Source organism: Klebsiella sp. Shm-1 (assembly GCF_040804525.1).
Taxonomy (GTDB): domain Bacteria; phylum Pseudomonadota; class Gammaproteobacteria; order Enterobacterales; family Enterobacteriaceae; genus Klebsiella; species Klebsiella pneumoniae.
Map to the genome: position 1 here is coordinate 1,228,772 of NZ_CP161823.1, position 22,430 is coordinate 1,251,201.

General features: G+C 58.3%; 21 protein-coding genes. 17 read left to right on the forward strand and 4 right to left on the reverse strand.

Annotated elements, in window-relative coordinates:
- The first annotated feature begins 9 nt into the window (after nt 1-9).
- On the forward strand, nt 10-747 hold the full coding sequence (locus AB1E37_RS06070; protein WP_002914079.1) for a tRNA1(Val) (adenine(37)-N6)-methyltransferase: 738 nt from the start codon (nt 10-12) through the stop codon (nt 745-747).
- On the opposite strand, the gene nadB is transcribed toward AB1E37_RS06070, so the two are convergent.
- Complete coding sequence (gene nadB, locus AB1E37_RS06075; RefSeq protein WP_004144357.1) at nt 732-2,351, reverse strand: L-aspartate oxidase; 1,620 nt, start codon at nt 2,349-2,351, stop codon at nt 732-734. The genes AB1E37_RS06070 and nadB overlap by 16 nt on opposite strands.
- Nucleotides 2,352-2,679: 328 nt before the next feature.
- Between nadB and rseD the strand changes: the two genes are divergently transcribed.
- From rseD to acpS, 12 genes are all read left to right on the forward strand, one after another.
- Nucleotides 2,680-2,775, forward strand: a complete 96-nt coding sequence (gene rseD / locus AB1E37_RS06080) for a rpoE leader peptide RseD (RefSeq protein WP_121980491.1) — start codon at nt 2,680-2,682, stop codon at nt 2,773-2,775.
- Nucleotides 2,772-3,347 (forward strand): RNA polymerase sigma factor RpoE, encoded by a 576-nt coding sequence (rpoE, locus tag AB1E37_RS06085; RefSeq protein ID WP_002914074.1) that lies wholly within the window; start codon nt 2,772-2,774, stop codon nt 3,345-3,347. The genes rseD and rpoE overlap by 4 nt, the downstream gene beginning before the upstream one ends.
- Nucleotides 3,348-3,379: 32 nt before the next feature.
- Complete coding sequence (rseA, locus tag AB1E37_RS06090) at nt 3,380-4,030, forward strand: anti-sigma-E factor RseA (protein ID WP_002914072.1); 651 nt, start codon at nt 3,380-3,382, stop codon at nt 4,028-4,030.
- On the forward strand, nt 4,030-4,986 hold the full coding sequence (gene rseB, locus AB1E37_RS06095; protein ID WP_002914070.1) for a sigma-E factor regulatory protein RseB: 957 nt from the start codon (nt 4,030-4,032) through the stop codon (nt 4,984-4,986). Before rseA ends, rseB begins: the two co-directional genes overlap by 1 nt.
- A complete protein-coding gene (rseC, locus tag AB1E37_RS06100) occupies nt 4,983-5,462 on the forward strand; it encodes a SoxR-reducing system protein RseC (protein ID WP_004144354.1) in 480 nt (159 codons plus the stop codon). The genes rseB and rseC overlap by 4 nt, the downstream gene beginning before the upstream one ends.
- A gap of 185 nt (nt 5,463-5,647) precedes the next feature.
- Complete coding sequence (lepA, locus tag AB1E37_RS06105; RefSeq protein WP_002914069.1) at nt 5,648-7,447, forward strand: translation elongation factor 4; 1,800 nt, start codon at nt 5,648-5,650, stop codon at nt 7,445-7,447.
- A gap of 15 nt (nt 7,448-7,462) precedes the next feature.
- Nucleotides 7,463-8,437 (forward strand): signal peptidase I, encoded by a 975-nt coding sequence (gene lepB, locus AB1E37_RS06110; RefSeq protein WP_002914067.1) that lies wholly within the window; start codon nt 7,463-7,465, stop codon nt 8,435-8,437.
- Between the two features lie 249 nt (nt 8,438-8,686).
- Entirely contained in the window at nt 8,687-9,367 is a 681-nt protein-coding gene (rnc, locus tag AB1E37_RS06115) for a ribonuclease III (protein ID WP_002914065.1), read from the forward strand.
- Nucleotides 9,364-10,269 (forward strand): GTPase Era, encoded by a 906-nt coding sequence (gene era, locus AB1E37_RS06120; RefSeq protein WP_002914063.1) that lies wholly within the window; start codon nt 9,364-9,366, stop codon nt 10,267-10,269. Before rnc ends, era begins: the two co-directional genes overlap by 4 nt.
- A gap of 11 nt (nt 10,270-10,280) precedes the next feature.
- Complete coding sequence (recO, locus tag AB1E37_RS06125) at nt 10,281-11,018, forward strand: DNA repair protein RecO (RefSeq protein WP_002914062.1); 738 nt, start codon at nt 10,281-10,283, stop codon at nt 11,016-11,018.
- 11 nt (nt 11,019-11,029) lie between these two features.
- Nucleotides 11,030-11,761 carry a pyridoxine 5'-phosphate synthase gene (gene pdxJ / locus AB1E37_RS06130; protein ID WP_004180923.1) on the forward strand — a complete coding sequence of 244 codons (732 nt, stop codon included), beginning with the start codon at nt 11,030-11,032 and terminating at the stop codon, nt 11,759-11,761.
- Nucleotides 11,761-12,141, forward strand: a complete 381-nt coding sequence (gene acpS, locus AB1E37_RS06135; RefSeq protein WP_004144351.1) for a holo-ACP synthase — start codon at nt 11,761-11,763, stop codon at nt 12,139-12,141. The genes pdxJ and acpS overlap by 1 nt, the downstream gene beginning before the upstream one ends.
- 12 nt (nt 12,142-12,153) lie before the next feature.
- Here acpS and AB1E37_RS06140 read toward each other — a convergent pair whose 3' ends face one another.
- Together AB1E37_RS06140 and AB1E37_RS06145 are read right to left on the reverse strand one after the other, a co-directional pair.
- Nucleotides 12,154-12,414: a YfhL family 4Fe-4S dicluster ferredoxin gene (locus AB1E37_RS06140; RefSeq protein WP_004144350.1), complete on the reverse strand. Its 261-nt coding sequence runs from the start codon at nt 12,412-12,414 to the stop codon at nt 12,154-12,156.
- Between the two features lie 56 nt (nt 12,415-12,470).
- Nucleotides 12,471-13,319 carry a MurR/RpiR family transcriptional regulator gene (locus tag AB1E37_RS06145; protein ID WP_004144349.1) on the reverse strand — a complete coding sequence of 283 codons (849 nt, stop codon included), beginning with the start codon at nt 13,317-13,319 and terminating at the stop codon, nt 12,471-12,473.
- Nucleotides 13,320-13,555: 236 nt separating this feature from the next.
- Between AB1E37_RS06145 and yfhb the strand changes: the two genes are divergently transcribed.
- A complete protein-coding gene (gene yfhb, locus AB1E37_RS06150; RefSeq protein ID WP_004144348.1) occupies nt 13,556-14,167 on the forward strand; it encodes a phosphatidylglycerophosphatase C in 612 nt (203 codons plus the stop codon).
- 62 nt (nt 14,168-14,229) lie between these two features.
- Complete coding sequence (gene tadA / locus AB1E37_RS06155; protein WP_004180920.1) at nt 14,230-14,739, forward strand: tRNA adenosine(34) deaminase TadA; 510 nt, start codon at nt 14,230-14,232, stop codon at nt 14,737-14,739.
- On the opposite strand, the gene mltF is transcribed toward tadA, so the two are convergent.
- A complete protein-coding gene (gene mltF, locus AB1E37_RS06160; RefSeq protein ID WP_004144346.1) occupies nt 14,736-16,352 on the reverse strand; it encodes a membrane-bound lytic murein transglycosylase MltF in 1,617 nt (538 codons plus the stop codon). The two genes, tadA and mltF, sit on opposite strands and share 4 nt — an antisense overlap.
- A gap of 175 nt (nt 16,353-16,527) precedes the next feature.
- On the opposite strand from mltF, the gene purL reads away from it, so the two are divergent.
- Both purL and AB1E37_RS06170 read left to right on the forward strand, forming a co-directional pair.
- Complete coding sequence (purL, locus tag AB1E37_RS06165) at nt 16,528-20,415, forward strand: phosphoribosylformylglycinamidine synthase (protein WP_032444728.1); 3,888 nt, start codon at nt 16,528-16,530, stop codon at nt 20,413-20,415.
- A 590-nt stretch (nt 20,416-21,005) separates the two neighbouring features.
- A complete protein-coding gene (locus AB1E37_RS06170; RefSeq protein WP_002914044.1) occupies nt 21,006-22,427 on the forward strand; it encodes a HAMP domain-containing sensor histidine kinase in 1,422 nt (473 codons plus the stop codon).
- Nucleotides 22,428-22,430 lie beyond the last annotated feature (3 nt).

Consider the following 22,430-nt stretch of genomic DNA (forward strand, 5'->3'; position numbering starts at 1 on the left):
TTATTGAGGATGTCTCAGTCGAAGTTTGCGCTGCCGCGCAATGGTTTTACCTTCAAACGGTTCTTTGTCGCTCACGATCGCTGCGCCATGAAGGTGGGTACCGACGGCATTTTGCTGGGCGCCTGGGCGCCGATTGCCGGAGTGAAGCATGTGCTGGATATTGGCGCGGGCAGCGGCTTGCTGGCGCTGATGCTCGCGCAGCGTACCGGAGATGATGTGCATGTCGAGGCGGTAGAACTGGACGAAGAGGCCGCCGCTCAGGCGCGGGAAAACGCCCTCGCGTCGCCGTGGGCTTCGCGGATTGAGGTCTGGCAGGCCGATATTCATCAGTGGCAGCCGTCGCAAACTCGACGCTATGAACTGATAATCAGTAATCCGCCCTTTTTTGCCGAAGGCGTGCCATGCGCGACCTCGCAGCGAGAGCAGGCGCGGTACACCACGACGCTCGATCACGCCTCCCTGCTGACCTGTGCCGCAGAGCATATTACCGAAGAAGGTTTTTTTTGCGTGGTGTTGCCGGTGGATATTGGTAATGCGTTCATCGAACGGGCAAGGGCGATGGGCTGGCATCTGCGACTGCGTACTGACGTGGCGGAGACCGAGCTGCGACCGCCGCATCGGGTGCTGCTGGCTTTCTCCCCGACGGCAGGGGAGTGTTTCAGCGACAGGCTGGCGATCCGCGGGCCAGAGCAGCAATATTCGGAAGGCTTTACCGCTCTGACCGAGGACTTTTATCTCTTTATGTGAGCCAGGGGCGAGAGTATCGACGGGCCGCTGTCAGGCAGCGGCTGCGGATAGTCGAGGGTATAATGCAGACCGCGGCTCTCCTTACGCAACATCGCGCAGCGTACGATAAGCTCCGCCACCTGCACCAGATTGCGCAGTTCCAGCAAATTATTCGAGACGCGGAAGCGGGCGTAATACTCATCCAGCTCCTGCTGGAGCATGGTAATGCGCCGCAGGGCGCGCTCCAGCCTGCGGGTGGTGCGCACAATCCCCACGTAATCCCACATCAGCAGGCGCAGTTCGTGCCAGTTGTGCTGGATAACCACCAGTTCATCCGGGATCTCCACCTGACTTTCATCCCAAGCTGGCAGCGTGGCGACCTTCTGGGCGAGCGGCAGGCGCCGGGTAATATCCTCCGCGGCGGACCAGCCATAGACCAGGCACTCCAGCAACGAGTTCGACGCCATACGATTCGCGCCGTGCAGCCCGGTGTAGCTGACTTCGCCGATGGCGTATAAACCATCGACGTCGGTGCGGCCATTATCATCCACCATCACGCCGCCGCAGGTGTAATGCGCGGCGGGGACGACCGGCACCGGATCTTTGGTTAAATCAATTCCCAGGCCGAGCAGCTTTTCATAAATCATCGGGAAATGCTGGCGAACAAACGCCTCGGGTTTATGGCTGATATCAAGGAACATACAGTCTACGCCCAGGCGCTTCATTTCATGGTCGATGGCGCGGGCGACGATATCGCGCGGGGCCAGCTCGCCGCGCTCGTCAAAGTCCGGCATAAAGCGGGTGCCATCCGGGCGTTTAAGGTGGGCGCCTTCGCCGCGCAGCGCTTCAGTAAGCAGGAAATTACGCGCCTGGGGGTGATATAGCGCGGTGGGGTGGAACTGGTTAAACTCCAGATTCGCCACCCGACATCCCGCCCGCCAGGCCATCGCAATCCCGTCTCCGGAAGAGACGTCGGGGTTAGTGGTATATTGGTAAACCTTCGCGGCCCCGCCGGTAGCGAGTACTACGGCTTTCGCGCTGCAGGTTTCCACCCGCTCTTTATTACGATTCCAGATCCATGCCCCGACCACCCGGCGGGTGCCCGGCAGGCCAATCTTATCCGATACGATCAAATCGACGGCATTGCTGCGCTCAAGGATGCGGATATTAGGATGGGCAAGCGCTTTATCGACCAGCGTCGTCTCTACCGCTTTGCCGGTGGCGTCGGCGGCGTGAAGAATGCGCCGATGGCTGTGCCCCCCTTCGCGCGTGAGATGATAGCTCTCTTCGCCATTGGCCTGGACCTGGGTGTCAAACAGCACTCCCTGATCGATAAGCCACTGGACGCATGATCGGGCGTTGCTGGCGACGAAGGTGACCGCATGACGATCGCAGAGTCCCGCGCCGGCGATGAGGGTATCTTCGACATGGGATTCAATACTGTCCGTCTCATCGAAGACGGCGGCAATCCCACCCTGGGCGTAGAACGTCGAACCTTCGCTGATCGGCCCTTTACTCAGCACGGTCACCGAACTGTGCTCAGCCAGGCGCAGGGCAAGGGAAAGACCGGCAGCGCCGCTGCCGATAATCAACACATCACAAGAGAAGTCAGGAGTGGTATTCATTGTCTTTGTTTAATTTACTAAACACATTTAGCTCACAATAGCACCGGTCCGTGAGGAATCGTACAATTTTTTTGTCTGCTGTTGTGACGGCTAAACAAAAGGCGAACGGAAACGGCGTCTTGCGCGCTGAAAATGAGATGCGGGGAAGGTTGATGGCATTGGATTTTATAGTGAAATAAACGGCGTGTTACGATACCCTTCAGACGGGCCTGCGCTTTTTCTTATTGACTTACCTATCGTTTAGCAACCTGGGCATATAATGATTGATAACGATCTGCCGCCGTTGCCAGACAAAAAACAAAAAGCGTAACGGAACTTTATTGTTTTCATGCACTCCAACAGTCAGCTTGCTCATAATGCAGATTTTGGGTGGTGTTTTGAAGACGCATGGGAATTGGGTTTGGGGAGACATTACCTCGGATGAGCGAGCAGTTAACGGATCAGGTCCTTGTTGAACGGGTCCAGAAAGGAGATCAGAAAGCGTTTAATTTGCTGGTAGTGCGCTATCAGCATAAGGTCGCGAGCCTGGTTTCCCGCTATGTACCGCCGGGCGATATCGCTGACGTTGTTCAGGAATCGTTCGTTAAGGCATGGCGTGCGCTGGACTCTTTCCGGGGAGATAGCGCTTTTTACACCTGGTTATACCGTATCGCCGTCAACACGGCGAAGAATTATCTGGTTGCTCAGGGGCGCCGTCCGCCGTCCAGCGATGTTGACGCCAACGAGGCGGAAAACTTCGAAAGCGGCGGGGCGTTGAAAGAAATTTCGAACCCTGAGAACTTAATGTTGTCAGAAGAACTGAGACAAATAGTTTTTCGTACCATTGAATCGCTCCCGGAAGATTTACGCATGGCAATTACGTTACGGGAGCTGGATGGCCTGAGCTATGAAGAGATAGCCGCTATCATGGATTGTCCGGTTGGGACGGTGCGTTCGCGTATCTTCCGGGCGCGAGAAGCTATTGATAATAAAGTTCAACCGCTTATCAGGCGTTGACGATAGCGGAATACTGGAAAAGGGTATCAGGCATGCAGAAAGAAAAACTTTCGGCTTTAATGGATGGTGAAACGCTGGATAACGAACTGCTCAACGAGCTGAGTCGTTCTTCTGAGATGCAAAAAACCTGGGAGAGTTATCACCTTATCCGCGATACGCTGCGTGGCGATACCGCTGAGGTGCTGCAATTTGATATCTCCGCCCGGGTGATGGCCGCCATTGAAAATGAGCCCGTTCGTCAGACGGCTCCGCTTATTCCTGAATCTCAGCCCGCACCGCATCAGTGGCGGCAGATGCCGTTCTGGAACAAGGTGCGTCCGTGGGCCAGCTCCCTGACTCAAATGGGCGTTGCCGCCTGTGTATCGCTTGCGGTTATCGTCGGCGTCCAGCACTATAATGGTCAGTCTGATTCCGCTCAGCAGCCAGAAGCGCCGGTGTTCAATACGCTGCCCATGATGGGTAAAGCAAGCCCGGTAAGTCTTGGCGTGCCGGCTGACGCGTCAGCGGGAAGCGGCCAGCAGGCGCAGGTCCAGGAACAGCGCCGCCGAATTAACGCCATGCTGCAGGACTACGAACTGCAGCGCCGCCTGCACGCTGAGCAGCTTCAGTTTGGCCAGGCCCAGACTCAGCAGGCCGCAGTCCAGGTACCGGGCTATCAAACTTTAGGAACACAATCGCAGTAATGAAGCAACTTTGGTGTGCCATGTCGCTCATGGCAGGCAGCCTGTTGTTCTCTGTCAACGCCTCGGCTGATACATCGTCCGGGGCGTTGTTGCAGCAGATGAACCTGGCCAGCCAGTCTCTCAATTATGAGCTGTCTTTTGTTAGCATCAGCAAACAAGGCGTTGAGTCGCTGCGCTATCGTCACGCGCGACTGAACAACCAACCGCTGGCGCAGTTGCTGCAGCTGGACGGTCCGCGCCGGGAAGTGGTCCTGCGCGGCACGGAAATCAGCTATTTTGAACCCGGTCTCGATCCGTTCACCCTGAACGGCGACTATATCGTCGATTCGCTGCCATCGCTGGTATATAGCGATTTCAAACGCCTCTCCGCGGCGTATGATTTTATTTCCGTGGGCCGTACCCGTATCGCTGACCGCCTCTGCGACGTGATCCGCGTCGTGGCTCGCGACGGCACGCGCTACAGCTTTATCGCCTGGCTGGATGCTGAAACTAAGCTGCCGCTACGCGTCGATTTGCTCGACCGCGACGGGGAAACGCTGGAGCAGTTCCGGGTTGTCTCCTTCAATGTTGGCGATAACGTCAGCGCCAGCATGGAGACGCTGGCAAAAGCGAATTTGCCGCCGCAGCTGTCGGTGCCTGAAGGAGGCGACAAAGCCAACTTCAACTGGGCGCCGACGTGGCTCCCGCAGGGCGTGACTGAGGTTTCCAGCAGCCAGCGCCGTCTTCCCACCTTTGACGGTCCGGTAGAATCACGTCTCTATTCCGACGGCTTGTTCAGCTTCTCGATCAATATCAACCGCGCCACGGCGGCCAGCAGCGACCAGCTGTTGCGCACCGGCCGACGCACCGTCAGCACGACGGTGCGCGATAACGCGGAGATAACCGTAGTGGGCGAGCTGCCGCCGCAGACGGCGAAGCGTATCTCTGACAGTATTAAATTCAAGGCAGTACAATGATTAAAGAGTGGGCTACCGTGGTTTCCTGGCATAACGGCGTGGCGCAGGTGCACTGCGACGTTAAAGCCTCCTGCAGCAGCTGCGCCTCCCGTGCCGGCTGTGGTAGCCGGGTGCTAAACAAGCTGGGGCCGCAGACCAGCCATACCATTAGCGTGCCCTGCGAGCAGCCGTTGGCAGCGGGGCAAAAAGTGGAGCTGGGGATCGCTGAAAGCAGCCTGCTGGGCTCAGCGATGCTGGTGTATATGGCGCCGCTGGCGGGGCTGTTTGTAATGGCGTCTATTTTTCAGGTGCTGTTTGCCAGCGATATTGCGTCACTTTGCGGCGCGCTGCTGGGCGGCGTCGGCGGCTTCCTGGTGGCGCGCGGTCTGTCGCCGCGACTGGCGGCACGTCAGTCCTGGCAGCCGGTGATTTTGAACGTCGCACTGCCGCCGGATCTGCTGCGTGTTGATACGCCTTCCTCCGACATGGGCCAGTGATTTCACTGGCCCTTATCTTTATTTACCTTTCCTGTTACAACGCCACAATTTCTGCGGGTATGCTGGATCTAACAGCATTTCCTGGTTTCGCGGATGTAGTGTAGAATGCGGCGTTTTCGGATTAAAAAACGTCAGGCACAGTACAGCGGCCTCATGATACTCGTAAGGCATAATTAACTCTAAATATGAAGAATATACGTAACTTTTCGATCATCGCTCACATCGACCACGGTAAGTCGACGCTGTCTGACCGTATCATCCAGATTTGCGGTGGCCTTTCTGATCGTGAAATGGAAGCCCAGGTTCTGGACTCCATGGATCTTGAGCGCGAACGCGGGATCACCATCAAGGCGCAGAGCGTCACCCTGGACTATAAGGCCAGCGACGGTGAGACCTACCAGCTGAACTTTATCGACACCCCGGGCCACGTGGACTTCTCTTATGAAGTTTCCCGTTCTCTTGCCGCGTGCGAAGGCGCGCTGCTGGTGGTAGACGCCGGGCAGGGGGTAGAAGCCCAGACCCTGGCCAACTGCTACACCGCCATGGAGATGGATCTCGAAGTGGTTCCGGTACTCAACAAGATCGACCTGCCTGCGGCCGACCCTGAGCGCGTAGCGGACGAGATTGAAGATATCGTCGGGATCGACGCCCACGACGCGGTGCGCTGCTCAGCGAAAACCGGCGTCGGCGTGACCGACGTGCTGGAGCGTCTGGTGCGCGATATCCCGCCGCCGGAAGGCGATCCGGACGCGCCGCTGCAGGCGCTGATTATCGACTCCTGGTTCGATAACTACCTCGGCGTGGTGTCGCTGGTGCGGATTAAAAACGGCACCATGCGCAAGGGCGACAAGATCAAGGTCATGAGCACCGGCCAGGTCTATAACGCTGATCGTCTGGGCATCTTCACCCCGAAACAGGTTGACCGTACCGAGCTGAAATGCGGCGAGGTAGGCTGGCTGGTCTGCGCGATCAAAGACATCCTCGGCGCGCCGGTGGGCGATACCCTGACCGCCGCCCGCAACCCGGCAGACAAAGCGCTGCCTGGCTTTAAGAAGGTGAAACCGCAGGTGTATGCCGGCCTGTTCCCGGTGAGCTCCGATGATTATGAAGCTTTCCGCGACGCGCTGGGCAAACTGAGCCTTAACGATGCCTCTCTGTTCTACGAGCCGGAAAGCTCTACCGCGCTGGGCTTCGGCTTCCGCTGCGGCTTCCTCGGCCTGCTGCACATGGAGATCATTCAGGAGCGTCTGGAGCGTGAATACGATCTCGACCTGATCACCACCGCGCCAACGGTAGTCTACGAAGTAGAGACCACCTCCAAAGAAGTTATCTACGTCGACAGCCCGTCCAAGCTGCCGCCGCTGAATAATATTCAGGAGCTGCGCGAGCCGATCGCCGAGTGTCACATGCTGCTGCCGCAGGAGTTCCTCGGCAACGTGATTACCTTGTGTGTCGAGAAGCGTGGGGTGCAGACCAACATGGTTTACCACGGTAAACAGGTGGCGCTGACCTATGAAATTCCGATGGCGGAAGTGGTTCTCGACTTCTTCGACCGCCTGAAGTCCACCTCCCGCGGCTATGCGTCGCTGGACTACAACTTCAAACGCTTCCAGGCGTCGAACATGGTTCGCGTCGATGTGCTGATCAACGGTGAGCGCGTCGATGCGCTGGCGCTGATCACCCACAACGATAACGCGCCGTATCGCGGCCGCGAGCTGGTGGAAAAGATGAAAGATCTGATTCCGCGTCAGCAGTTCGATATCGCGATTCAGGCGGCCATCGGTAACCACATTATCGCGCGCTCTACGGTGAAACAGCTGCGTAAAAACGTCCTGGCGAAATGCTACGGCGGCGACGTCAGCCGTAAGAAAAAGCTGCTGCAGAAGCAGAAAGAAGGTAAGAAGCGTATGAAGCAGGTCGGTAACGTTGAGCTGCCGCAGGAAGCGTTCCTCGCCATTCTGCACGTTGGTAAAGACGGCAAATAACCCTAAGGAGTTGGCATGGCGAACATGTTTGCCCTGATCCTGGTGATTGCAACCCTGGTGACGGGCGTTTTATGGTGCCTGGACAAGTTCATTTTTGCACCGAAACGTCGTGAACGTCAGGCCGCTGCTCAGGCAGCGACCGGCGAGCAACTGGACAAGAAGACGCTGAAGAAAGTCGGCCCGAAACCGGGCTGGCTGGAAACCGGCGCATCGGTTTTCCCGGTGCTGGCGATCGTTCTGGTGGTACGTTCATTTATTTATGAGCCTTTCCAGATCCCTTCAGGTTCGATGATGCCAACGCTGCTCATCGGCGATTTTATTCTGGTGGAGAAATTTGCCTACGGCATTAAAGATCCTATCTACCAGAAAACGCTGATCGAGACCGGCCATCCGAAGCGCGGCGACATCGTGGTGTTTAAATATCCGGAAGACCCGCGTCTGGACTACATTAAGCGCGCGGTGGGGTTACCGGGTGATAAGGTCACCTACGATCCGGTTGCCAAACAGGTCACTATTCAGCCGGGCTGCAGTTCCGGACAGGCCTGCGGCAACGCGCTGCCGGTGACCTATTCCAACGTGGAGCCGAGCGATTTTGTTCAGACCTTCTCCCGCAGCAACGGCGGCGAAGCGAGCAGCGGTTTCTGGCAGTTGCCGAAGGGCGAAACCAAAGCCGACGGCATTCGTCTTACCGAGCGTCAGGAGACATTGGGCGACGTGACGCACCGAATTCTGATGGTGCCGATTGCCCAGGATCAGGTTGGGATGTACTACCATCAGTCCGGTCTGCCGCTGGCCACCTGGATTGTGCCGCCCGGTCAGTACTTCATGATGGGCGACAACCGGGATAACAGCGCCGACAGCCGGTACTGGGGCTTTGTGCCGGAAGCCAACCTGGTCGGAAAAGCAACCGCTATCTGGATGAGTTTTGAAAAGCAGGAAGGTGAATGGCCGACCGGCGTGCGGTTATCGCGCATTGGTGGAATTCATTAATTTCCTCTGCTGAATTCACGTCGCTGCTGTTATCGCAGCGGCGTGAATTATTTAGTATTTAAATCCATTCAAACTAACGACATCCCGTGTCGTTGCGTATAGAATATCCCCCCGAAGTTTTTGGTTGTCGCTCTGCCGGGTGACACTGCACACGAAAGCGTATTGGTCTGTTTCAAATTACTGTTTGAAGCGAATGCTCAGGTCGGTTTCGTGTGCTGCATCTTTGACGCATTCATTTATTGGTAACGCATGAACCCCATCGTAATTAATCGGCTTCAACGAAAGCTGGGCTACACTTTTCATCATCAGGAGCTGTTGCAACAGGCATTAACTCACCGCAGTGCCAGCAGCAAACATAATGAGCGCCTGGAATTTTTAGGTGACTCCATTTTAAGTTTCGTGATCGCGAATGCGCTGTATCATCGCTTTCCTCGTGTAGATGAAGGCGATATGAGCCGTATGCGCGCGACGCTGGTGCGCGGCAACACGCTGGCGGAGATCGCCCGCGAGTTTGAGCTGGGCGAGTGTCTGCGCCTCGGGCCGGGAGAGCTGAAAAGCGGCGGTTTCCGTCGCGAATCGATTCTCGCGGATACCGTTGAAGCGTTAATTGGCGGGGTTTTCCTCGACAGTGATATTCAGAACGTTGAACGCTTAATCCTCTCCTGGTACCAGACCCGTCTGGACGAAATCAGTCCGGGCGATAAGCAAAAGGATCCGAAGACGCGTCTGCAGGAGTATCTGCAGGGACGTCATCTGCCGCTGCCGTCTTACCTGGTGGTCCAGGTTCGCGGCGAAGCGCACGATCAGGAATTTACTATCCACTGCCAGGTCAGTGGCCTGAGTGAACCGGTGGTTGGCACAGGTTCCAGCCGTCGTAAGGCGGAGCAGGCTGCCGCCGAACAGGCGCTGAAAAAGCTGGAGCTGGAATGAGCGAAGAAAAAAGTTATTGTGGGTTTGTCGCCATCGTGGGTCGTCCAAACGTTGGCAAATCCACGCTGTTGAACAAGCTGCTTGGGCAGAAGATCTCGATCACCTCCCGTAAAGCGCAGACCACCCGTCACCGCATCGTCGGTATCCATACCGAAGGGCCGTATCAGGCGATTTACGTTGATACTCCGGGCCTGCATATGGAAGAGAAGCGCGCCATTAACCGCTTAATGAACAAAGCGGCCAGCAGTTCGATTGGCGACGTGGAACTGGTCATCTTCGTGGTGGAAGGCACTCGCTGGACGCAGGACGATGAGATGGTGCTCAACAAGCTGCGCGACGCGAAAGCACCGGTGATCCTCGCGGTCAACAAGGTGGATAACGTGCAGGAAAAAGCGGATCTGTTACCGCACCTGCAGTTCCTCGCCAGCCAGATGAATTTCCTCGATATCGTACCGATCTCAGCGGAAACCGGCACCAACGTTGATACCATCGCGGCGATCGTGCGTAAGCATCTGCCGGAAGCGATCCATCACTTCCCGGAAGATTATATTACCGATCGCTCACAACGCTTTATGGCCTCCGAAATCATCCGTGAAAAACTGATGCGTTTCCTCGGCGCTGAGCTGCCGTACTCCGTCACCGTGGAAATCGAACGTTTCGTCAGCAACGAGCGCGGCGGTTACGATATCAACGGCCTGATCCTCGTCGAGCGCGAAGGGCAGAAAAAGATGGTGATTGGCAACAAAGGCGCCAAAATTAAAACCATCGGTATCGAAGCGCGTAAGGACATGCAGGAGATGTTTGAAGCGCCGGTGCACCTCGAGCTGTGGGTGAAAGTGAAATCCGGCTGGGCCGATGACGAGCGCGCCCTGCGCAGTCTCGGTTACGTTGACGACCTCTGAGTTAACGCAACGTGGATGGATGGCAGCGCGCCTTTGTCCTGCATAGCCGTCCGTGGAGCGAAACCAGCCTGATGCTGGACGTCTTCACGGAAGAATCCGGTCGTGTGCGCCTGGTTGCCAAGGGCGCACGCTCCAAACGCTCTAATCTCAAAGGCGCTTTACAGCCCTTTACCCCCTTGCTGGTTCGCTTCGGCGGTCGCGGCGAAGTCAAAACCCTGCGCAGCGCGGAAGCCGTTTCGCTGGCGCTGCCGCTCAGCGGCATCACCCTCTACAGCGGTCTCTACGTTAACGAGCTTATCTCCCGCGTGCTGGAGCACGAAACACGCTTCTCCGAACTCTTTTTCGACTACCTGCACTGCATTCAGGCGCTCGCCGGGGCCAGCGGCTCGCCGGAGCCCGCGCTGCGGCGTTTTGAGCTGGCGCTGCTCGGGCACCTGGGCTATGGCGTGGATTTTCTCCACTGCGCCGGGAGCGGCGAGCCGGTAGACGACACCATGACCTACCGCTATCGTGAAGAAAAAGGCTTTATTGCCAGCCTGGTGATTGATAACAACACGTTTACCGGGCACCATTTGAAAGCATTGGCGAGTCGCGAGTTTCCTGATGTTGATACGCTGCGCGCCGCGAAGCGCTTTACCCGTATCGCCCTGAAGCCCTATCTCGGCGGCAAACCGCTCAAGAGCCGGGAGTTGTTTCGCCAGTTTATGCCCGCGCGAAAGGCGCGAGCCGATAATACGAATAATGATTAACGAGGATTGTCATGGCTGAATTATTGTTAGGGGTCAATATTGACCATATCGCGACCTTGCGTAACGCCCGCGGCACCGCTTACCCGGATCCGGTTCAGGCGGCTTTCATTGCCGAACAGGCCGGCGCCGACGGCATTACCGTGCATCTGCGCGAAGACCGTCGCCATATTACCGATCGCGATGTGCGTATCCTGCGCCAGACGCTGCACACCCGCATGAATCTTGAAATGGCGGTCACCGAAGAGATGCTGACGATCGCCTGCGAAACCAAACCGCACTTCTGCTGCCTGGTGCCGGAGAAGCGTCAGGAAGTGACCACCGAAGGCGGGCTGGACGTCGCCGGCCAGCGCGACAAGATGCGCGATGCCTGTCAACGCCTGGCGGATGCCGGCATCCTGGTCTCCCTGTTTATCGATGCGGATGAAGCGCAGATCAAAGCGGCGGCGGACGTTGGCGCGCCCTATATCGAAATCCACACCGGCTGCTATGCCGATGCCAAAACCGACGCCGAGCAGGCCAGGGAGCTGGAACGTATTGCCAAAGCGGCCACCTACGCCGCCAGCCTCGGCCTGAAGGTGAATGCCGGCCACGGTCTGACCTACCACAACGTGAAAGCGATTGCTGCGCTGCCGGAAATGCATGAGCTGAATATCGGTCACGCGATTATTGGCCGTGCGGTGATGAGCGGCCTGAAAGAGGCGGTGGCGGAAATGAAGCGTCTGATGCTGGAAGCGCGCGGCTAATGGCCATTCTCGGGTTGGGTACCGACATCGTCGAGATTGCCCGCATCGAAGCAGTGATCGCCCGCAGCGGCGATCGCCTTGCCCGCCGGGTGCTGAGCGACCATGAATGGAGCATCTGGGAGCAGCACCAGCAGCCGGTGCGTTTCCTGGCGAAACGCTTTGCGGTCAAGGAAGCGGCGGCGAAAGCGCTGGGAACCGGGATCCGTAACGGGCTGGCGTTTAACCAGTTCGAGGTTTACAACGACGAGCTGGGCAAGCCGAAGCTGCGGCTATGGGGTGAAGCAAACCTTTTAGCTGAACGCATGGGAGTAAGCGCTATTCACGTTACTCTCGCTGATGAACGCCACTACGCCTGCGCCACGGTGATTGTCGAAAGCTAGCCAGGAGGGCGGTTAAATTTTATCCGCGTGGTGCATCAGCACGAATTTATCCCACAGCTGTTCTTCACTCTCGACGTGTGCCGGATCTTTCAGGATCGTATTCGGGATCGGGCACACTTTCTGGCAGGTTGGCGTGTCGTAATGACCCACGCACTCGGTGCAGCGGTCGCTGTTAATCTCATAAATGCTGTCACCCATCGAAATGGCCTCATTCGGGCACTCCGGCTCGCACATATCGCAGTTGATGCATTTTTTGGTAATTAACAGCGCCATCAGGAAAGTCTCAGAAACAACACAAACAGGGCGGGCATTATACGCCCATTTTCTGCTCAAACCAGCTTTTTCACCAGCGCTTCGCTATGGCGAATGCGCTCCGGCGCCCGCTCCAGATCCTGCTGCACCAGCCCCATAAACAGCAGATCGGTGAGCATCATTTGCGCGCTGGTGGAGGAGATGGCGGCGCTGCGCGTCGCCTGCTCTTCGGCGATAGTATACAGGCAGTGGGTCGCCTGCTGTTGCAGGGCGTTCGGGCTAAACCCGGTGATCGCCAGGATCTTACAGCCGACGCGCAGCGCTTCACCGGCCGCCATATTGATTTCCCGGCGCTCGCCGGAGTAAGAGATCGCCAGCAGAAGATCGTCGCTGGACATGGCCTGCACCGTCGCCAGCAGGGCATGCATATCCTGCTCAGAAACAGCGTTGATGCCGATCTTCATCAGCTTCCAGCTAAAGTTACGCGCCACCAGGCCGGAGGCGCCAATCCCGGTGACGATCACTCGCCGGGCGTTGCGCAGCAGCGTGACGGCTTCCCGTAGCGTCTCTTCAGTGTTGACGTCCAGCGAGGCATGCATGGCGGCGACATTGTCTTTAATGAGTTTCTCGCCGACCAGACGCAGCGGATCGTCACCGCGAATGTGGTTATGCACCGGGACGGAGTGCGGATCCGGGCTACTCGCCAGCGCTTCACTAAGGGCCAGCTTCAGCGCCGGAAAGCCTTTGAATCCCAGCTTCTGGGCAAACTTAACCACGCTGGACTGACTCACACCGGCTTCCGCCGCCAGCTGCTGCGAGCTGAGGTGCCGGGTCTCATCGGGCTGGCTTAGAATATAATCGGCCAACTTTTTGTCGCTCGCCGCCAGGGTGGGATAGCGCTGACGAATACGCGTTAAACAGTTCATTGGAGCTCCGCTGGAGCCGTCCGGCTCGTGACTGACAGAATTTTTATTCGATTATAAGGGGTATACCATGAATTAAAAATTCTTAAGCCACAATTTTTCCTTCGCCTGCTACTTTAATTCTTTCTTAACGGAGGGGATGTTTTCCCTCGACATGGCGTCAGGCTGTTAAGCTTACCCTAACGAGAAGCGAGTTCTGAGATAAAGGAGGCAGTTTGCAGCACACTGAACGGAGAGTGGTGTTTTTCGATCTGGACGGAACCTTACACCAACAGGATATGTTCGGCAGTTTTCTGCGCTATCTGCTGCGCCATTTGCCGCTGAACCTGTTGCTGGTGGTGCCGATGGGGCCGGTGATCCTTGCCGGACTGGCAGTGAGCGGACGGGCGGCGCGCTGGCCGATGAGCCTCCTGCTGTGGGCGACAACCTTTGGCCGCCGCGAGGCGGTGCTGAAGCGGCTGGAAGCGGAGTTTGTCGGCTGGTTTCGCCATCATGTGACGGCGTTTCCGGTAGTTCATGCGCGGCTTACCGCCTACCTGACCAGCACCGATGCCGACGTCTGGTTGATCACCGGCTCGCCGCAGTCGCTGGTGGAGCAGGTCTATCGCGATACCCTCTGGTTGCCGCGGGTGAATCTGATAGCCAGCCGCACCGCGCGCCGCTGGGGCGGCTGGGTATTGACCCTGCGCTGCCTGGGGCATGAAAAGGTGGTACAGCTGGAGAAAAAGATTGGCGCCCCGCTGCGGCTGTATAGCGGCTATAGCGATAGTGAGCAGGATAATCCATTGCTCGGCTTTTGCCAGCATCGCTGGCGGGTAACCCCTCAGGGAGAGCTTCAGCAGCTGGAGTAATAGTGTGTAATTGATAGCGCCCATGTATAATGCGCCCCGCTTTTTCTGCTGGAGTGGCCGCTGTGTCTGACCTCGAACTCAATGATGAATACTGGATGCGTCATGCCCTGACGCTGGCGAAACGCGCCTGGGAAGAGGGCGAGGTGCCGGTGGGCGCGGTGCTGGTGCATAACAATCAGGTCATTGGCGAGGGCTGGAACCGGCCGATAGGCCGTCACGACCCCACCGCCCATGCGGAGATTATGGCCTTACGCCAGGGCGGACTGGTGCTGCAAAACTACCGCCTGATCGACGCCACGCTGTACGTGACCCTCGAGCCCTGCGTCATGTGCGCGGGCGCGATGGTGCACAGCCGTATCGCCCGCCTGGTGTTTGGCGCCAGGGATGCCAAGACCGGCGCCGCCGGCTCGCTGATGGATGTTCTGCACCACCCGGGAATGAACCATCGGGTTGAGATTAGCGAAGGCGTGCTGGCAGAGTCCTGCTCTGCCATGCTGAGCGACTTCTTCCGCTGGCGGCGGGAAGAGAAAAAAGCGCTGAAGAAAGCCCGGGAGCAGACTGGGGAAAGTTAATACAGGTGGCCGGGGAGTTTCATCCGGGCATTATCCATCTGCTTATCGGCGCGAAACTTGAAAAAGGGCAGGGTGGTCTCCTGCGGCTGTTCGAGCTCATTGGGGAGCACGGCCGGGTAATCCTCCGCCAGGGCCAGCGTTTGCTGCTGCTGGCGCTCCTTCTCTGACAAATAGCCGACAAGGCTTATCTGATATTTGCGGATGTTTTCCACATAGGCGTAGGCCTCATGGCCGCGGGCATAGCCGTATTTTAGTTTGCTGTAATAGGGTTTCTGGCTCAGCAACGGTAAACGCAGCTTAACGTCCGCCCAGCTGTTAGGATTGCCTTTCTGTTTGCGGGTGAGCGCCATGGCGTCCAGCATATGGGCATAACCCATATTATAAGCGGCCAGCGCAAACCAGATGCGTTCATCTTTCGGGATCGAATCCGGCACTTTATCCATCATATCCTGCAGGTAGCGCATGCCGCCGTCGATACTCTGCGCCGCATCGGTGCGGTCGGTTAGACCCAGGCTTTGCGCCGTATTGCGTGTGAGCATCATCATACCGCGCACGCCGGTGGGGGAGGTGGCCTGCGGATCCCAGTGGGATTCCTGCCAGGCGATGGCGGCCAGCAGGCGCCAGTCAATCTCGCGGGCGTATTTTTCAAACAGCGGCTGCACCTCCGGAAGAATATTTTCCACCGCGCGCAGGAAGGTGCGGGTATCGACATAATCGAAATCGTTGCCGTGGCCGAGGTACTTCTCCTCGAGGCGCGCCAGGGTGCCGTCTTCATTGATGTTGTTGAAGAAATCAAGCATTGCCGCCGACAGCGAATTATCGTCGTCCCGGGCGCTAAACCAGGTGACCGGCTGTTCGTCGGTGATATCGAGGGCCACCGCCAGCTCCGGATGGACGCGCTGAAACAGGCTGACGGCCACCGAGTCAGCGATGGTGTAATCAAGTTTACCGTCAATCACCGCCTGCATCAGCGCCGTGGTACCGCGTTTTTCGTCCACGCGCCAGGCAAGATCCGGGTATTTCTCGGCTTTTAAGGTCTGCAGGTCGTTGATCGCCACGTGGCCCGGAGCGATAGTGAGCTGCTCGGCGGTCAGCGCCGCGAGGGTGCGCGGCCGGGTATTGCCGACGCGGTAGACCAGCTGTTGCGAAACAGAATAGTAGGTGGGGCCGGCCTGATAGTTTTTCACTCGCTCCTGGTTATAGACCAGTCCGGCGGCCAGCATATCGGCCTGACCGTCGTCGAGGTCGTCAAACAGCTGGCTGATGTTTTGCCGGACGGTTATCTTAAGCGTTACGCCAAGGTAGTCGGCAAACTGCTTCGCCAGTTCATAATCCAGACCGAACGCTTTATTGTTCATGGTGGCGAAGGTCATTGGCGAGTTGATAGTGCTGATGCGCAGCTCGCCGCGAGCGATAATGCCCGCCACCCGGTTCTCGGGTTTACCAGACCAGGGGATCGACGGCCACAGGGCCGCCGCCAGCAAAAGGGTGACAATGCCGATCAGCAGATAATTAATCTTTAATTTTTTCAGAGAGTTAATCTTCTGCAGCTTCAGGTTCCTCAGCAGGCGATGTCCGGAAAAAACGCAAGGTTGTCGTCGAATGTGCGGCATTCTGCTTAATAATGCGCCAGTTGGCAACTTATTCGCGATGGTCGTCACATTTATTGATAAACAGCATCAATGATTTTATTTCTACGCAAACGGTTTCGTCGGGGCGCAGGATTCACTATAATGACGCCCGTTTCCCCCCCTGGCTCACCCTGAAAGCTTCGAAGACGAGAGACTTATGATGGAAATTTTGCGTGGTTCACCTGCACTGTCGGCATTCCGTATTAATAAACTGCTGGCACGATTTCAGGCGGCCAACCTTCCGGTAAGCGCCATATATGCCGAATATATTCATTTTGCCGATCTGAATGCCCCGCTGAGCGCTGACGATCGCGAGCGCCTGGCGCGACTGCTTCAGTATGGCCCGAGCTTAAGCAGCCATACCCCGACCGGTAAATTACTGCTCGTGACCCCTCGCCCTGGCACCATCTCTCCCTGGTCTTCTAAAGCTACCGATATCGCTCACAACTGCGGTCTGGCGCAGGTTGTGCGTCTTGAGCGCGGCGTGGCGTATTACGTTGAAGCCTCAACCCTGACCGAAGCGCAGTGGGCCGCGGTGGCGGCGGAGCTGCACGACCGCATGATGGAGAGCGTCTTCGACGCGCTGGAAGCGGGCGAGAAGCTGTTCGCTCACCATCAGCCGACGCCGGTCACCAGCGTCGACCTGCTGGGCGAAGGGCGTCAGGCGCTGATTGACGCCAACCTCCGTCTGGGTCTGGCGCTGGCCGACGACGAAATTGACTACCTGCAGGACGCGTTTACCCGCCTGGGACGCAACCCGAACGATATCGAGCTGTATATGTTCGCCCAGGCGAACTCAGAGCACTGTCGCCACAAGATTTTCAACGCCGACTGGATCATCGACGGCGAACAGCAGCCGAAGTCGCTGTTCAAAATGATCAAAAACACCTTTGAAAAAACGCCGGACTACGTGCTGTCGGCCTATAAAGATAATGCCGCGGTGATGGAAGGGTCTGAAGTCGGGCGCTATTTCGCCGACCATCAGACCGGGCGCTACGACTTCCATCAGGAGCCGGCGCACATTCTGATGAAGGTGGAAACCCATAACCACCCGACGGCCATCTCTCCATGGCCGGGCGCGGCAACCGGCTCCGGCGGCGAAATCCGCGATGAAGGCGCCACCGGCCGCGGCGCGAAGCCGAAAGCGGGCCTGGTGGGCTTCTCGGTTTCCAACCTGCGTATCCCGGGCTTCGAACAGCCGTGGGAAGAAGATTTCGGTAAACCGGATCGCATTGTCACCGCCCTGGACATCATGACCGAAGGCCCGCTGGGCGGAGCGGCGTTTAACAACGAATTTGGTCGTCCGGCGCTGAACGGCTACTTCCGCACCTATGAAGAGAAAGTCACCAGCCACAATGGCGAAGAGCTGCGTGGCTACCACAAACCGATCATGCTGGCCGGCGGTATCGGCAACATCCGCGGTGAGCACGTGCAGAAGGGCGAGATTACCGTCGGCGCGAAGCTGATCGTGCTGGGCGGCCCGGCGATGAACATCGGCCTCGGCGGCGGCGCAGCGTCTTCTATGGCCTCCGGCCAGTCCGATGCCGATCTCGATTTCGCCTCCGTACAGCGTGACAACCCGGAAATGGAGCGCCGCTGTCAGGAAGTGATCGACCGCTGCTGGCAGTTGGGCGACGCCAACCCGATCCTCTTTATCCACGACGTTGGCGCCGGCGGTCTCTCCAACGCCATGCCGGAGCTGGTGAGCGACGGCGGCCGCGGCGGTAAATTCCAGCTGCGCGATATTCTCAGCGATGAGCCAGGGATGAGTCCGCTGGAGATCTGGTGTAACGAATCGCAGGAACGTTATGTTCTGGCGGTCGCCCCGGAGCAGCTGCCGCTGTTCGACGAACTGTGCCGCCGCGAGCGCGCGCCTTATGCCGTTATCGGCGAAGCTACCGCTGAGCAGCATCTGAGCCTGAGCGACAGCCACTTTAACGATCAGCCGATCGACCTGCCGCTGGACGTCCTGCTCGGCAAAACGCCGAAAATGACCCGCGACGTGCAGACTCTGAAAGCTCAGGGTAGTGCACTGGATCGCCAACCGATTACCCTTGCCGATGCGGTTAACCGCGTTCTGCATCTGCCGACGGTGGCCGAGAAAACCTTCCTCGTGACCATCGGCGACCGCACCGTGACCGGTATGGTCGCCCGCGACCAGATGGTCGGCCCGTGGCAGATCCCGGTGGCCAACTGCGCGGTGACCACCGCCAGCCTCGACAGCTACTACGGCGAAGCGATGGCGATGGGCGAGCGCGCCCCGGTCGCCCTGCTGGACTTCGCGGCCTCTGGCCGTCTGGCGGTCGGCGAAGCGCTGACCAACATCGCCGCCACGCAGATTGGCGAGCTGAACCGCGTGAAGCTGTCGGCTAACTGGATGGCCGCCGCCGGCCACCCGGGTGAAGACGCTGGCCTGTATGAGGCGGTGAAAGCGGTGGGCGAAGAGCTGTGCCCGGCGCTGGGCCTGACCATTCCGGTCGGTAAAGACTCGATGTCGATGAAAACCCGCTGGCAGGAAGGCAGCGAGCAGCGCGAGATGACCTCTCCGCTGTCGCTGGTCATCTCTGCCTTCGCCCGTGTCGAAGATGTCCGTCATACCGTCACGCCGCAGCTTTCGACGGAAGATAACGCCCTGCTGCTGATCGACCTCGGTAAAGGGCACAACGCGCTGGGCGCGACGGCGCTGGCGCAGGTCTATCGCCAGCTCGGCGACAAGCCGGCTGACGTGCGCGATGTCGCGCAACTGAAAGGCTTCTGGAATGCGATGCAGGCCCTGGTGGCGCAGCGTAAACTGCTGGCCTACCACGACCGCTCCGACGGCGGTCTGCTGGTGACCCTGGCGGAAATGGCCTTTACCGGCCACTGCGGCGTGGAAGCGGATATCGCCGCGCTGGGCGACGACCATCTGGCCGCGCTGTTCAACGAAGAGCTGGGGGCGGTGATTCAGGTCCGCGCCGCAGACCGTGAGGCGGTGGAAGCCATTCTGGCGGTTAACGGCCTGGCGGACTGCGTGCATTACCTCGGTAAAGCGGTTGAGGGCGATCGCTTCGTGCTGACCGCCGGCGGTCAGACGGTGTTCAGCGAAAGCCGCACCACGCTGCGCATGTGGTGGGCGGAAACCACCTGGCAGATGCAGCGTCTGCGCGACAACCCGGCCTGCGCCGATCAGGAGCATGAGGCGAAAGCCAATGATGCCGACCCGGGCCTCAATGTGAAGCTCTCGTTTGATATTAACGACGACGTCGCCGCCCCGTACATTGCCACCGGCGCGCGGCCGAAAGTGGCCGTCCTGCGCGAGCAGGGGGTGAACTCCCACGTTGAAATGGCGGCCGCCTTCCATCGTGCCGGCTTTGACGCCATCGACGTGCATATGAGCGACCTGCTGGCCGGCCGGACCGGTCTGGGCGATTTCCATGCCCTGGTAGCCTGCGGCGGCTTCTCCTACGGCGACGTGTTGGGCGCGGGCGAGGGCTGGGCGAAGTCGATTCTGTTCAACGAGCGCGTGCGCGATGAGTTCGCGACCTTCTTCCATCGTCCGCAGACGCTGGCGCTCGGCGTGTGCAACGGCTGTCAGATGATGTCCAACCTGCGCGAGCTGATCCCGGGCAGCGACCTGTGGCCGCGCTTTGTGCGCAACCAGTCTGACCGCTTTGAAGCGCGCTTTAGCCTGGTGGAAGTGACGCAAAGCCCATCCCTGCTGCTGGAAGGCATGGTTGGCTCACGGATGCCGATTGCGGTCTCCCACGGCGAAGGTCAGGTGGAAGTGCGCGACAGCGCGCATCTGGCCCAGCTGGAGAGCAAAGGTCTGGTGGCGCTGCGCTTCGTGGATAACTTCGGCAAAGTGACCGAAACCTATCCGGCGAACCCGAACGGTTCCCCGAACGGTATCACCGCGGTGACCAGCGAAAGCGGGCGCGCGACCATCATGATGCCTCACCCGGAACGCGTCTTCCGCACCGTAAGCAACTCCTGGCACCCGGAGAACTGGGGCGAGGATAGCCCGTGGATGCGTATCTTCCGTAACGCGCGTAAACAGCTGGGTTAATCTTCCCGCCGCGCTTCACGCGAACGTATCAGCCCCCTGCCTGACAGGGGGCTTTTTTTTATCTGTGATGGTCGGCACGCCGGGGTGTCGGGAATTGCCGACAACTGCGATATTGCAGTGTCGCCAATAGGCGACACTTAAGTTATTGATTTAAATGATGAGTAATCGGTAGCCTATTTGGTGTCGCTAAATAGCGACAATGCGGGTGAAAAATAAACAGTGGTAGTACGACTGTTCCTGCGGTTAAAGCCATATATATCAATATGTTAATAAAATGTTTTGAGGGCTGGCATAGTTCATGCATAATATTAACCAGTGGCTCATTCACCTTCTTATGTCAGCCCCTTCGGGACGCGCTACATAAACTTCGAATGACGCACAAACAGGTGCCTGCCGTCCAACTCCTGATAACAGCCTGGCTTTATCAGACATCGGGCGAAACGTCGAGTAAGGCACCGCCTCATTCCTGAACAAAGCCAGGCCTTGCGCCTGGCTTTGTTGTTTCTGCGGCGCAGTAACCAGCGGTAGCGCTTTTCTCCGGCGCGCTCCTCAGTTAGCATCGACCAGAGCTAATGATTGAGACAACATCCTTGAAGCGACTCTCTCTTTTCCCCCGTTCGCTGCGTCAGCTGGTGACGCTCTCCTTTGTGCTGATCCTGCTGCCATTGCTGGTGCTGGCCTGGCAGGCCTGGCAGAGCCTGAACGCCCTCAGCGCCCAGGCGGCGCATATTAACCGTACCACCCTGGTCGACGCCCGACGCAGCGAGGCGATGATCAATGCCGCACTGGAGATGGAGCGCAGCTATCGCCAGTACTGCGTGCTGGACGATCCGACGCTGGCGCGCGTCTATCAAAACCAGCGGCAGCGCTACAGCCAGATGCTGGACGCCCACGCCGGCGTGCTGCCGGACGAGAAGCTCTGGCAGGCGCTGCGTCAGGATGTCAGCGATCTGGCGCAGCTGCAGTGTAAAAATAGCGGCCCCGATGCCCAGGCAGCCGCCAGACTGGAAGTTTTCGCCAGTAATAACAGCGATATGGTGCAGGCGACCCGGGCGGTCGTCTATTCTCGTGGCCAACAGCTGCAGCAGGAGATAGCCGAACGCGGCCAGTTTTTTGGCTGGCAGGCGCTGGTGCTGTTTCTGCTGAGCCTGGCGCTGGTGCTACTCTTCACCCGCATGATTATCGGCCCGGTGAAAGGCATCGAAAGAATGATCAATCAGCTGGGGGCAGGGAAGTCGCTGGACGACGCCGCATTGTTTACCGGCCCGCGCGAGCTGCGATCGGTGGGCAAGCGCATCATCTGGCTCAGCGAGCGCCTGGCGTGGCTGGAGTCGCAGCGGCATCAATTTCTTCGCCATCTGTCGCATGAGCTGAAAACCCCGTTGGCCAGTATGCGTGAAGGTACCGAGCTGTTGGCCGACCGGGTCGCGGGGCCATTGACCCCTGAGCAGCAGGAGATTGTCGAGATCCTCGACAGCAGTAGCCGTAACCTGCAAAAGCTGATTGAACAGCTGCTGGACTATAACCGAAAACAGGCCGACGGCCCGGTGGCTCGCGAAGCGGTGGACCTGGTGGACCTGGTGGAAAACGTCGTGGCGGCGCACAGCCTGCCCGCGCGGGCTAAACTGATGCATACCGAACTGACGCTGCAGGCGCGGCGTTGCCTGGCAGAGCCTGCGCTATTGATAAGCGTAATGGATAATCTCTACTCCAATGCGGTGCACTATGGCGCTGAATCCGGTAACATCCGTATCCATAGCTACCGGCACGGAGAGCAGGTGCGTATTGATGTCGCCAACAGCGGCGAACCGATCCCGGCCGCGGAAAAAAACATGATATTCGAGCCTTTTTACCAGGGGAGTCACCAGCGTAAAGGGGCCGTTAAGGGCAGTGGACTGGGGTTGAGTATCGCCCGCGACTGCGTCCGGCAGATGCAAGGGGAGCTCAGCTTAGTTGATGCGCCCGCCGGGCAGGTCTGTTTTCGCATTACGCTTCCCTCAGCGCCGGAATAATCC

What these genes read in the sequence shown, in the direction of transcription:
- AB1E37_RS06070 (WP_002914079.1), top strand. Translation starts at nt 10, where the DNA reads ATGTCTCAGTCGAAGTTTGCGCTGCCGCGCAATGGTTTTACCTTCAAA.
- nadB (WP_004144357.1), bottom strand. Translation starts at nt 2,351, where the DNA reads ATGAATACCACTCCTGACTTCTCTTGTGATGTGTTGATTATCGGCAGC.
- rseD (WP_121980491.1), top strand. Translation starts at nt 2,680, where the DNA reads ATGCACTCCAACAGTCAGCTTGCTCATAATGCAGATTTTGGGTGGTGT.
- rpoE (WP_002914074.1), top strand. Translation starts at nt 2,772, where the DNA reads ATGAGCGAGCAGTTAACGGATCAGGTCCTTGTTGAACGGGTCCAGAAA.
- rseA (WP_002914072.1), top strand. Translation starts at nt 3,380, where the DNA reads ATGCAGAAAGAAAAACTTTCGGCTTTAATGGATGGTGAAACGCTGGAT.
- rseB (WP_002914070.1), top strand. Translation starts at nt 4,030, where the DNA reads ATGAAGCAACTTTGGTGTGCCATGTCGCTCATGGCAGGCAGCCTGTTG.
- rseC (WP_004144354.1), top strand. Translation starts at nt 4,983, where the DNA reads ATGATTAAAGAGTGGGCTACCGTGGTTTCCTGGCATAACGGCGTGGCG.
- lepA (WP_002914069.1), top strand. Translation starts at nt 5,648, where the DNA reads ATGAAGAATATACGTAACTTTTCGATCATCGCTCACATCGACCACGGT.
- lepB (WP_002914067.1), top strand. Translation starts at nt 7,463, where the DNA reads ATGGCGAACATGTTTGCCCTGATCCTGGTGATTGCAACCCTGGTGACG.
- rnc (WP_002914065.1), top strand. Translation starts at nt 8,687, where the DNA reads ATGAACCCCATCGTAATTAATCGGCTTCAACGAAAGCTGGGCTACACT.
- era (WP_002914063.1), top strand. Translation starts at nt 9,364, where the DNA reads ATGAGCGAAGAAAAAAGTTATTGTGGGTTTGTCGCCATCGTGGGTCGT.
- pdxJ (WP_004180923.1), top strand. Translation starts at nt 11,030, where the DNA reads ATGGCTGAATTATTGTTAGGGGTCAATATTGACCATATCGCGACCTTG.
- acpS (WP_004144351.1), top strand. Translation starts at nt 11,761, where the DNA reads ATGGCCATTCTCGGGTTGGGTACCGACATCGTCGAGATTGCCCGCATC.
- AB1E37_RS06140 (WP_004144350.1), bottom strand. Translation starts at nt 12,414, where the DNA reads ATGGCGCTGTTAATTACCAAAAAATGCATCAACTGCGATATGTGCGAG.
- AB1E37_RS06145 (WP_004144349.1), bottom strand. Translation starts at nt 13,319, where the DNA reads ATGAACTGTTTAACGCGTATTCGTCAGCGCTATCCCACCCTGGCGGCG.
- mltF (WP_004144346.1), bottom strand. Translation starts at nt 16,352, where the DNA reads ATGCCGCACATTCGACGACAACCTTGCGTTTTTTCCGGACATCGCCTG.
- purL (WP_032444728.1), top strand. Translation starts at nt 16,528, where the DNA reads ATGATGGAAATTTTGCGTGGTTCACCTGCACTGTCGGCATTCCGTATT.